Below are 12,692 nucleotides of genomic sequence, written 5' to 3'. Positions count from 1 at the left end.
AACAACGAGTCCACGAAAACATGGTTTCCGTGGACTCGTTTCGTATGATAGCGTGAGTGCTTTCTGCTTGAAGTTTAGTTTTTCTTTGTCAGCACATAGTGTTTAGCCATTTCTCCTTCAGGCTCGTTGCCGAGCGAATCGGTCATGATGAGGCTATTGTCATCCTTAACCTTGTAGTAAGAGGCCTCACCACTTGATGGGCGGATAATCTCAATCACATGATTTGCTGATACCTTGAAGATGCCACTTGCCTCGTCGTGTCCATCCTTGCGGTCGATGTAGTCGGCAGCATACTGGTAAGTGCTATCGCTGTTGAGTGTCAAGACTGTCTTGATTCCTGGGCAATCTGCTGCGGGGAGTGTTCCCTCATAGGTGCCCGCAATCGATTCGATAGCAATGCCATCAGCCTGCAGCGAATCACTCTCTACACAGCTGAGGCTATCTGTATCAGTTTTCTGACCTGTTGTCTTGTTGCCATTGCATGAAACCACAAACATTGCAGCAATAACGGCTACTGCTAAAATAATTGTCTTTTTCATATTTTATACATTTTGATAAAAAGTCAAGGGTAATCCACACTTTTCCTGATGAAGTTCCCGTTTCATCATCTAATGAGTGGGATAGTTGTATGTGGAAGTTTATGTGGAGTAGGAGGGTGTTGCACCTGTTTTGTTATTCATCCCAATAGCGAATCTTGCGTGTCTGCACCACGTTGGTAGATTGGCTTTGTGCATCTTTCTCCCAATACACGATGTTGAGTTGGTTGCGTGTCCAGTTGCCGTCATCGTCGTGGGCGGTATATTCATTGCGCATATTGACCGACATCAGACACTCCTTCTGTTCATTATAAACCTTTTGACTCTCGTTGAGTATTTCGTTCTTTTCGTTGTAGATATACTCATTGACATAGGTGATGGCAGCTTTCTCGTTGGTCAGTGTGCGGCGCACCAGTCTGTTTCTGTCATCATACTCATAACTGATGCTGCTTGTGCCGTTGCGTTCCAGCATCTTCGCCTTTGTCAGATAACCATATTCATTATATATACGCTCCATGATGTCAGGATTCTCCATCTTGCCGTCTCGTGCGAAACGCTCCATGGCATTCTCCGACACCGGATTGGTGGTCATCACCTCTTGCACATTGCCTTTCAGTCCCAACAGTACCGCATCTTTATAAAAAGGAGTAGTAGGTTGGAAGAAGATATTGATATCCGAGGCCCCATCGTTGTTTTTAGTGATAGATACTTTCACATTGCCATAGTCGTTGAAGAAATAGTATGATCCGTTTCGTGTGGTATAGTTGCCATAGTCTTGCGACAGTTTGCGGAGGAAATAAGCCGTATTGCGGTTCATCATCTCTTTGGTACGATAGGGTCCCACGGTGAAATACATCGATTCAACCCGTTTGGTGTCTTTATCGGCACTAACCATCAGTTTGGCACGTATGCCATAGAAGTTTCCCCGGAAATAATAGTCTTCGCCATCTCCCGAATCTCCCCATGGTGTGAAGTTTTTCTCTTGTATGCGTACAAGGAACGAATCGACCGCTCCCTCGATGGGCACACCCATAAAGTCGAGGCAGCGCACATCTGTAGTCTGTGCCTTTCCGCTGGCAAGTGATAGCCAGACCATTAGTGTTATGATGTAGTATCTAACCATTTTCCGTGCAAAGATAGTGCAAACCGAGAGAAGTACAAAGAAAAAACACTTTTTTCTTTGTACTTCCGAGGTGTAGCCTATCTAAGCAATGAGATTGCAGAGATACGATTAAGTGAGCGAAAAGCAAAAGAAAAAGCATTTTTTCTTCTGCTTTGTCGAACGTGAGTATCTTGGGGCTGCAAGTCCAAAGATAGTGCAAACCGAGAGAAGTACAAAGAAAAAACACTTTTTTCTTTGTACTTCCGAGGTGTAGCCTATCGAAGAGGCATTGCCTCAAAGATAGTGCAAACCGAATGCAGAATAGCAAGCTTGCTTAAATATTATGCTTAAAAAAAACATAATAACCCAATTGTTTTGCTATGTTTATTTGGATGTATGTGTCAAAAAGTGTATCTTTGTGATGATTTTATGTGTCAGAAAGTGTAAGATATTACCATTGTTATGTGTCTAAAAGTGTAAATCTATGAAAAGAAAGATATATACTCAGCTTGTAGATTGGAAGAACCAAGAGCGTCGTAAGCCATTGGTATTAAATGGAGTAAGACAATGTGGGAAAACCTATATTCTAAAAGAATCCTTTTGCAGTCTTGATGCTCAGGTATTTCTTGAAAGGTTTGGTATAATAGCCATAGTATTCCTGTTGCCCTCATCTTTCGCGTGATGTTCACGCGCGTATGCGCATGCGCGATGTGTTGTTTTTTCGACCACCGACCACCCGTGACGGTTATGTTTCTGAGTAGTAAAGACTTATATGGTGTTCAATGTTGTGGAATCGACCACCCTTCGACCACCGATCGACCACCAACTATATTTTTCTTTCCCTGGTAGTCTGACGTGTTTGAATCGATTGCCTATCGTTGGAAACTACATTTACCCAACGTTTGACACAACTCTTTCGCAATGTTTGAAATAACTTTTACCCAACGTTTGATATAACTCTTTTCAACGTTTGACACAACCATTATCCAACGTTTGACAATACTATTATCCAACGTTTGACACAACCATTATCCAACGTTAGACAAAACTTTTGTCAGGCGTTTGAAAAACTCTGAAAAAACAAGTGTAGCATTTACATTGATACCAGTTCGTGTGGAAACTATCGTTAGGGCTATCCAAAAACAAGAGAATAGCGATTCCTATATACCTACGAATAGATTGTGTCGTAGTTATTTTTCGTGCGTGAATAATGCATATGAAATCCACCCATATCTATATGTCAACCCACACGAAGAAGTGTATGGATGAACATATAGTTATGGGTGGCACGATATTCAACGAACCGATATTACATCGTTGCTCCGAATCTGGCGCTTGGCAGTGGAGCTGTGAAGTAGTAGTTCTGATCGTTGTTGTTATCCAAGAAAACTACCTTTTTCATGCCAAAGAAAGGAATGCCGTTGGGGAAAAGGCGAGCAAAATCGGTAACACCGCCAGAGCGTGCAGGACTTTCGGCTTTCACGTCGAAGTTCCATGTCTTGTCGAAGGCGAGTGGAGCACCTTTTTCCACATCATCTGATTCGCAATTGATATTCATGTTACTGCTTTGTTTGAAATTTTTGAATAGTGGGTCGAGTTGTCCGGCAACGCCGCTCTTGATGTCGGTATCAAACCAAATGCCGAGTGAAGCCCCTTTCTCCATTTGTTTCACACCCGTTTCTGTTGAGGCGAAATAATAGTTGGGAGTGAGTCGGCTGTGCTCCATATCTGCACCGTCCTGCTTAGGTTGTTTCAGTCCGAAGCGTGAATCGTAGATTAAATTGTTGACGAAAATGGGCTTTGCAGCCTTCTCGACCCATACCGAACCGCCTTTTTTGTTTTTGGCGCGACGCCATCCACAATCTACAACCGTATTGTTATATACGGTCATTTCGGTGAGAGGAATCACCTCGCTGTTACCCGCATTTGAGAGTTTGAAAGCATTGGTGCAGGCATTGTAGATGATATTGTTAGCCACATCAAATTTGCATCCAGCCTTCACGTTGATAGCTTCGCCACCATCGGTCTTGTTTCCGCAATCAGCAAAGATGCTGTTGACAATGACGGCATTGCCGCCAGTAAAGTAGGTTAGGTCGTTGTAGGCATCGTGGAAGAAACTGTTTGCAATCACAAACTTACCGTTTACATTGCAAAAATGGAAGGCAGGCACACCGCCATCGATAGTAGTTTTGAAGAGTTTTCTTTGAAACGAGATGGAGTTTTCTGTAGGTGTTGCTCCTGCGTAGGCTATCTCTACATGGTTGAGCACCACTTCTTCCGAATTGTATCCGCAGATGATACCACCCCATGCCTCAGGTTTCTTGTCGTCTGAAGTAAACACAACGGGCTTCTCGGCAGTACCCATACAGTAGAGGTTGCCCAATACCACGATTTCGATGGGCACTTGCACTTCAGCCTTGCAAGTGACAGTCACACCCGGTTCGATGTAGAGCGAAGTGCCTTCCGGAATTTCTATGCTCTCGGTCAGCGTAGTGTCTTTGGTCCATACCAGCGACCCTATGGGGTATTCGGCAAACGATGTTTTGATGGCATCGGTAGAACCTTGGTTATTGTTATCCTGATTGTTGTTGTTTACGTAATCGTATGGATTGATATTGTCGTTCTCGCATGCTGTTGAGAACACTGTCGTTGCCATGATCAACATGCAGGCGAAAGTATTTATCTGTTTCATATTTGTTCTTGTTTTTTATAGTTTATATCTTACTCCCAAAAGGAATGTTCTGCCGTATTTATACGTACCTACGATGGTCTTATCACTCTGCTGTCCCTCATATTCAAGGTTGGCAGGGTTCACCGTCTTGAGGTATCTCTCTCGTTTGGCATCGAGCAGATTGTTGGCTTTGAAGAAGATAGAGAATCCGTTCTTGAATTGTTTTTCGGCGCTAAGATCGAGTCCAAACATGGCTTTGTCCCATTGGTCGGCATCTTTGAAAGGTGATACCAATGCCAGTTTGGTGCCAGTGAACGAAGCCGCGAGTTGTCCATTCCATCCGTGTTCGGTATCCTTATACAGCAGAGAGAGGTTGGCGGTGTGTGGAGCCTGATTTACCAGAGGTCGGGTCTGGGTCACTCCCGTCTTATATTCCGCGCTGCCTTCTTGATATTCACGCTTTGATGTGGTGATTCTCGAATAGGTATAGGTGTAGTTTGCCTTTATACCAAAGTGGCGGATATACTTGATGACGTCGATTTCGAAACCCATGTTTTTGGCATTTCCCAAATTGTCGGGCATATAGTAGGCATCGGTTCCCGCACCAATCTTACCGTCGGAAGTGACAAACACCTGTTCGATAGGATCCTTCAGGTATTTATAGAATACGCCAGCCAGTATCTGCTCATTCTTTGACGGAAACCACTCCCATCGCAAGTCGATATTATCGATGCGTGCTCGCTTCAGATTAGGATTACCCTTCTCCTGATATTCCTCGCCCTGAATCTGATAAGGCACAATCTCGTAGAATCCAGGTCGGTTGATGGAACGATAGTAGGATAGACGCACATTCATCTTTTGTGTAGGTGTCCACTTGATATTGGCAGAGGGCAGATAGTCCCAGTAGCTCTGTTCTCCCACCTGTCCCATGTTGCGGAAGTGTTGCAGCATGGTGTATATCTGGTTGGTGTGTTCTGCGCGGAAACCAACATTCACCTCGCCCAATTGACTCTTCATGGTCACCATGGCATAGGCTCCACCGATGTGTTCCTTAGAGTCGTAGTTGAGTTGTGAGGCTTGCGAGTATGGAGTTCTGCATGTCCATTCGATATGGCCAAACTGCTCCAGACTATTGTCATCCAACGTCAGTTCGGTATCGGCAGGATTGAAGATGTAGGAATAGTATCTGTTGCTGCGTTCCTTGCGACGATACTGCCCACCAGTTTTCCAAATAGCTTCCATATCGTTTCCGAAACGGGTGTTGTAAGTGAGGTTGATGTATCCAGCCCAATCGGTATCTCTGTTGTGTTGGAATCGGCGTTCCGCATTTTTTGGATACGTCTTGCTAATGGTCTTGTCGGGCGACCAGATCGAGCCGGAAACGGCATCCCCCTCTGTGTTGTCGGTAGTCACTGTGTTGCTCAGTGTGGCGTAGGTTCTATCGGGATCCTCCTCTTTGGCTTGAGAAAAAATTCCCGCCCAGTCGATGGTGAAATCCTTGGTGAGATGGTGAGTGCCCTTCAGATTGGTGGCAAAAATGCTTTGCGTGGTAGAGGTAGATCGCATCTCGTCATCTTGCGTATAACTGTTTTCGCCGATATATTCAGTACCGATGCCATTGCTGTATCTGATACCTTTGGAGTTGGTATGCACATACATATTATACCATTCCAACTTGTGACCAGGCAAAGTCAGGTCCAGTTTGGCATGAACACCCGTATTCAAATCGTGGATGCTGTAGTAGCGGTGTTGCAGCTTGGAAATATACATGGCCTGTTCGCCCGAAGCCATCTTTACAGAATTATAAGTGCGCTCAGTCCCCCGGAAGGTGTTTTGTATGCTACCTGCAACTATCACGCCCAAGCGGTCTTTCCAGAAGCGATTGCCTATGCTGATGCCACCAATGAAGTTGGGACTTGGAGCGGAGTGACTCTTTAGTTGCATCGGACCATTCTTAAAGTCGCTCATGCTTGCCTTGTATTCCGAACCGAAAGCCTCGTAAGGCGACTTGTGGGTATAGTCAGAACGGTTGCTTGTGAGATAGTCTCTGCCGTCTTTCCAGAAGTAATCGCTCGCTCCAATGGCAGCATTGGCTTGGAGCTGAAAACGTGAAGGAGCGTCCTTCATGACCATATCGACCACTCCACCGGCAGCATCACCTTCCATGTCGGCAGTCAACGACTTCGATACTACGAGGCGATCCATCAGGTCGCTTGGGAAGATGTTCAACGGGATGTAGCGGTTCTTGTCATCGGGACTTGGAATCTTCACCCCGTTCACAAGTGTGTAATTGTAGCGCTTGTCCATGCCACGGAGAATGGCATAAGAAGCCTCACCCGACGCATCGCGCTCCATCGTGACACCCGATACGCGCTGAAGCACACTGGCCACATTGACGTCGGGAGACAGTTGGATGCTCTGCTGGCTAATCACGTTGAGCACATTGCCAGCCGCCTTTACGGTTTCTACGGCACTACGGTCGGAGCGATATTCGCGATGACCCGTCACCACCACTTCGCCAAGTTCCTTCTGATCTTCAGTCATCGGAATGTCGAGTTTGTCTTTCTTGGCAACATCCACCACAATCTCCTGAGTCTTGTAGGCAATGTAGGAAACGATAAGGGTGAACTTTCCCTTGTTGGGCAATTCATGCAGGGTGAAAGTTCCGTCGAGGCCTGTAGTGGTGGTCACTTCAGGCAACTCTTTCACTCGGATCACAGTTCCGATGAGCGGTTCGCCCGTTTTGTTGTCCTTGACAGATCCATCCAGCGTATGGGCTTGGATAGTAGCTGTCACGGCGGCAAGCAATGCCGCACTGATTAAAAATCTTTTCATCTCAATATATGTCTCAGTAGAATACTTCTCTCTGCTTCCTTTTATTTGCTTTTTTCTATCGTGTGAATCACTTTGCCCTCTTTGTCAATCATCGACATGCGGAGCTGATTCTTGTCGGCTGTGATGACAGAAAAACCATCGGCAGAACTGCAAAATACGGTGCCGTCGATAGGTTTTACTGGGCGTGCCAACGACGACGATGAGTTGACCACATAGTCGATAGCATCTCCTTTCTTCTCGATATGCTGGAAATTATGGATGTGTCCGCAGGCGTAAATTGCCACATTATTATATTTATGGAGTACAGGCAACAGGCGCTTCTGCATATCAAGACGCTCGGTTTCCTTCTTGCCTGTCTCGGCGTAGATGGGGTGGTGACCCACCACGACGACCCAGTCTTCGTGGGCATTCTTTAGCGTTTCGTCGAGCCAAGAGAGTTGCGCTTGCATATCCTCCTTACAGGCGTCGGGGTATGTGTCGGCATTCTTGCGATAAGAATCGATAAGGGGTGTGGTGTCGAGGAATACGATGCGTATGGTGGTATTCTTATGTGAAAACACCTTTGTGTAGTATTTGGCAGGCATCATCCAACGGCGGCTCACCTTGCCATAGTTGAGGAAAGCCTCGGTATTGCCCCGATATTCATGGTTGCCGCAAACAGGAAACCAGTCGAGCATGAGGTCGGGATGGGAGTAGATCAACTCGTAATTGGTCATCCAAAGTGGGTCTTGCAATGATGCCACTCCATTGAAATGATGGATATCGCCCACGGCAAGTACTGCTTCCGGATCTACCACATCAGCCATTTCGCCCATCAGTTCGGCAATCGGCTTTTGGTCGTAATAGCCATTCCGACCCATGTCGTTGGTCATATAAAGTGTGATTTCACCTTTCAATTTCTCCCATTCTGTGGCATTTTGTGCTTGCGCCTGCACGTTGGCAAGCATCAGACAGACAGCCATCAGCATCATGGCAACTCTATTGCCGCATGCTCTCATTACATTGTTTCTCATTTTATTTCTCTTTTAAAATTGATTTTATCCTCATCTAAGTAGTGTTCCGAAATACCGATATATGCTATTAAAGCACCCGAATCTCAAACCCATTCATGGTGGGTGAAATGCGAGTGCAAAGGTAGTGGGACGATGTGTCAAACGTGTTACGAGTGTTTGAACATCTTGATAAAGTCGTGTAACAATACTGTTACAAGCCAGAGAAAGAACAGTCGCGATGTTACAAATCTGCAATTACAGATGGTCAATTTGCCACAAAACATCATACTTTTGATGGAAATGTCTTAGTTCTCGATATTTTTATTTAATTTTGCAACGATAAGCAATCAACATACACATTATCTATAATAAGCATACACTATGAAGATATTCGCCGTTGGCATGAACTACCTCCAGCATACCGAAGAACTGGACGGAAAGGCATATAAACCAGAAAAGCCTGTGATATTTACCAAGGCTGATTCGGCTTTGTTGAAAGACCACAAGCCTTTCTTTATTCCTGACTGGAGCAGTCAGGTGGACTATGAAACAGAATTGGTGGTGCGCATCTGCCGATTGGGAAAGAGTATTCCAGAACGCTTCGCTCACAGATACTATGATGCCGTGACCGTGGGAATCGATTTTACAGCCCGTGATCTGCAGCGCGAAGCACGCGAGAAAGGATTACCCTGGGAACTCTGCAAAGGCTTCGACGGCTCGGCGGTTATTGGCGACTGGGTCGATGTGGAGAAGTTTCGCGACATCCAGGCACTCCATTTCCATCTCGACATCAATGGCAAGACGGTGCAGGAAGGCTGTTCAAGCGATATGATCTATCGTGTTGACGAACTCATTGCCTATATCTCACAATATTTCACACTGAAAACTGGCGACCTGCTCTATACCGGCACACCTGTTGGAGTGGGACCCGTGCATATCGACGACCATTTGGAAGGATGGATAGAAGAACGAAAAGTATTGGAATTCAACTGTAAGTAGATGAAACACGCATGGCTGAGTCTTATCGTGTTGCTCGTGCAGCTGACACCTTGTCGCGCACAACGCACCATTAACCTGACGGCTTCTGAGGTCAGGATCGACTCTGTATTGCCACGCGTAAGCTATTCCATTCCACTCTGTGGCGCATACCTCGACTCCGTATATACAGTAAGTCTCGACTATCCCGAATTCATCCCGATGGGTAATGCCGATGTGCAGCGCCTGCAGAAAATTACAGACGCATCGTTGCCGCGTATTCCACGCATATCCCAACAACTCAGCGTCGCACGTAAAAAAGGAAGCCTTGAAGTCTCTTTCGTACCGTTGGTGAAGCGCGGACGCAAGCTCCAGAAACTCGTGAGCTTTGTGCTTCGCATCGATGCCAAAGCCAAACCGGCACGCAACCGCACACAACAATCTGCCGCAGCACCTGTCAATCGCTATGCCGACCACTCGGTATTGGCAGAAGGGCGATGGGTGAAAATCAGCGTGCCTGCCTCAGGTATCTATCAGTTGACCGACAAACTGCTGCGAAATGCAGGATTTGCCGATCCATCGCGTGTTAAAGTCTATGGCTATGGTGGTGCCTTGCAGCCTGAATGGCTGACGGCAGACTATCTGCAAACCACCGACGATTTGCATGAAGTGGCAACCTGTCGCCTTTCCGATGGGCGTTGCCTGTTGATGGCAACAGGCCCTGTGACGTGGGACAGCAACCATCAGCGCATCCGTAATCCCTATGCCCATTACGGTTGTTATTTCTTGACAGAGGGCGACAACCCACTTACAATCGATACTGAAACCTTTTTGACCAACTGGCAATCGCATGCCGACCGCACGCATACGCTCTATGAGGTTGATGACTATGCATGGTATCAAGGTGGCAGAAATCTATATGATGCCACGCGTATCACAGCCGCCAATCCTCGCAGTATTACCCTGCAAGGTGCACAAGACCACGATACCGGATCTCTGACTGTGACGCTCTCTGCCGACCAAGCCACTGCTGTGATGGTGGGAGTCAATGGGCAGAACGTGGGGCAACTGGCGGTGGTATCGCGTGGCGAATACGATGAGATGCGTACTGCCACGGCAACTTTTCCCGTTACCGAACTGCTTGCAGCCAACAATAAAGTGACGCTCACGCCCGTCAATGCTCAGGCTGTGGTGCGTCTCGATCATGTCTCGCTCTATCATGCTACACCGGAGACTACACCCAATCTCGCTTCCGCAACATTTCCTGCACCAGACATTGTGGGACTGGTCAATAATCAGAACCTCCATGCCGACGGTCCTGCCGATATGATTATCATCATTCCTGCCGACCGTAAGATGCAGGAACAAGCCCAACGGTTGGCTGATTGGCACGAAACCCACGATACCCTTCGCGTGCGCATCGTTGCGGCCGACCAACTTTACAACGAGTTTAGTAGTGGCACACCCGATGCCAATGCCTACCGCCGCTATCTTAAAATGCTCTACGACCGCGCCACAACAGAGGCTGACCAACCGCGCTTTCTGTTGCTGATGGGGGATGGAGCATGGGATAATCGCATGCTTACCACCACTTGGCGAGGGTATCGGCCTGATCAGTTCCTACTCTGTTATGAGAGCGATAACTCCTATAGCCGTACCGGCAGCTATGTCTGCGACGACTATTTTACGCTCCTTGACGATGGCGAAGGTGCCAATCTCTTGGGTAGCGACAAGAGTGATGTGGCTGTAGGCCGCCTGCCCGTGCGTACTGTGAGTCAGGCGGAGGCGGTAGTGGATAAGATTATTGCCTATGCAGACAATCGCGATGTGGGCAGTTGGCAGAATCTTATTGTCGTGATGGGCGACGACGGCAATGAAAACCAGCACATGGAAGATGCCGATGATGTGGCGAAACAAGTCGAACACCAACAGCCTTCTGTCCAAGTGAGGCGCATTCTTTGGGATGCCTATCAGCGCACATCGTCTGCCACATCTAACAGTTATCCCGATGTGACACGGCAGATACGTCAACTGATGAATACCGGAGCACTCGTCATGAACTATTCCGGTCATGGCGCTGCAACAAGCATATCCCATGAGAAGGTGGTGGATGTTACCGATTTCGCCAATGCCGTTTCCAGTCATCTGCCCCTTTGGGTTGCTGCCACGTGTGATATTATGCCCTTCGACGGACAGACAGAGAATATCGGTGAGACCGCACTGCTTAATCCACATGGTGGCGCCATTGCCTTTTACGGTACTACGCGTACCGTCTTCCAGTCGTATAACCGCCTGATGAACCAGACCTTCATGCGTCATTTGCTCAATATTTCCGATGGGCGCCCCATGCCTATTGGAGAGGCTGTGCGCCGAGCAAAGAACGAATTGATAACTACCGGAGGCGACCTTACCGCCAACAAACTACAGTTTCTCCTACTTGGCGATCCTGCTTTGCGCTTGTCGCTCCCCGTCAGAAAGGTGCTTATCGATAGCATTAACGGTGTGGCTTTGACAGATACCGACCGCCCGATACCACTCTCTGCCGGTACTACAGTCAAGGTTTGTGGTCATGTGCAGCAGGGGGAGGGGGCTGATCCTGCTTTCAATGGACAGATCACCGCCACGGTATGTGATGCTGCAGAGACGGTGGTGTGCCGACGAAACGATTCGTCACAGGCGCAGAAAGCCTTTGTATATACCGACCGCACCCATACTTTGTTTACTGGAAGTGATAGCATCCGGCAGGGTGTGTTCTCGTTTTCCTTCACCGTGCCACGTGACATCAGCTATTCCGATGCCATAGGACTCCTGCATGTCTATGCGGTAAATACCGACCGCACGCAGACTGCCAATGGACATTGCACCCGTTTTACTCTGGGCGGAACCGATGCCAATACCGATGATAACGAGGGTCCCGAAGTATATTGCTATTTCAATAGTAGCGACTTTGTGGATGGAGGGCGCGTCAATCCCACTCCTTATTTCATAGCCGAACTGGAAGATGCCAGCGGTATCAATGCCGCAGGCAATGGTTTGGGCCACAACCTGACCTTGGTGATTGACGGACAAACCACACAGACTTACAACCTCAACGATTATTTCGCTTATGATTTCGGTAGCCACACCCGTGGCACGGTAGGCTTTAGCATTCCCCAGTTGACAGCGGGCGACCACCATTTGATGTTCCGCGCTTGGGATATGCAAAACAATGTCACCACCCGCGAACTCAACTTCCGTGTGGTAGAAGGCCTTGCTCCTGGAGTGTTCGAAGTGGAAACCACACGCAATCCTGCCACTACCACTACCGGTTTCCGTATCATTCACGACCGTGTGGGTACAGCGCTCGACATCAGTATTGAGGTATTTGACATGGCAGGGCGCATGCTTTGGCAGCATCGCCAACAGGCAACACCATCAGACCGAAGTCTTACCATCGACTGGGATTTGTCTGCCAGTAACGGGCATCGTCTCTCTACCGGAGTCTATCTCTATCGGGTGCGCTTGGGTAGTACGGGAGGACAACAGGTGTCGAAAACCAAGAAACTGATAGTGTTGAGCAATAAATAACGCATGGCTACGTT

General features: G+C 47.6%; 7 protein-coding genes. 2 read left to right on the top strand and 5 right to left on the bottom strand.

Going from position 1 to position 12,692, the window contains the following annotated elements:
• Nucleotides 1–74: 74 nt before the first annotated feature.
• From CIK88_RS06160 to CIK88_RS06135, 5 genes are all read right to left on the bottom strand, one after another.
• A complete protein-coding gene (locus CIK88_RS06160) occupies nt 75–539 on the bottom strand; it encodes a copper resistance protein NlpE (RefSeq protein ID WP_094389815.1) in 465 nt (154 codons plus the stop codon).
• Between the two features lie 133 nt (nt 540–672).
• The gene (locus CIK88_RS06155) at nt 673–1,632 is read right to left on the bottom strand and encodes a hypothetical protein (protein WP_094435239.1); all 960 of its coding nucleotides are present in this window, start codon (nt 1,630–1,632) and stop codon (nt 673–675) included.
• A gap of 1,315 nt (nt 1,633–2,947) precedes the next feature.
• A complete protein-coding gene (locus CIK88_RS06145; RefSeq protein ID WP_094389812.1) occupies nt 2,948–4,330 on the bottom strand; it encodes a right-handed parallel beta-helix repeat-containing protein in 1,383 nt (460 codons plus the stop codon).
• A gap of 15 nt (nt 4,331–4,345) precedes the next feature.
• The gene (locus tag CIK88_RS06140; RefSeq protein ID WP_094435237.1) at nt 4,346–7,144 is read right to left on the bottom strand and encodes a TonB-dependent receptor domain-containing protein; all 2,799 of its coding nucleotides are present in this window, start codon (nt 7,142–7,144) and stop codon (nt 4,346–4,348) included.
• Nucleotides 7,145–7,185: 41 nt separating this feature from the next.
• A complete protein-coding gene (locus tag CIK88_RS06135) occupies nt 7,186–8,157 on the bottom strand; it encodes a metallophosphoesterase (protein WP_094389810.1) in 972 nt (323 codons plus the stop codon).
• Between the two features lie 360 nt (nt 8,158–8,517).
• On the opposite strand from CIK88_RS06135, the gene CIK88_RS06130 reads away from it, so the two are divergent.
• Entirely contained in the window at nt 8,518–9,135 is a 618-nt protein-coding gene (locus tag CIK88_RS06130) for a fumarylacetoacetate hydrolase family protein (protein WP_094435235.1), read from the top strand.
• Nucleotides 9,136–12,678, top strand: a complete 3,543-nt coding sequence (gene porU / locus CIK88_RS06125) for a type IX secretion system sortase PorU (protein WP_094435233.1) — start codon at nt 9,136–9,138, stop codon at nt 12,676–12,678.
• Nucleotides 12,679–12,692: the final 14 nt, after the last annotated feature.

The organism is Prevotella sp. P5-50, assembly GCF_002251295.1.
GTDB lineage: Bacteria > Bacteroidota > Bacteroidia > Bacteroidales > Bacteroidaceae > Prevotella.
This window is presented reverse-complemented; position numbering and strand designations above follow the sequence as displayed.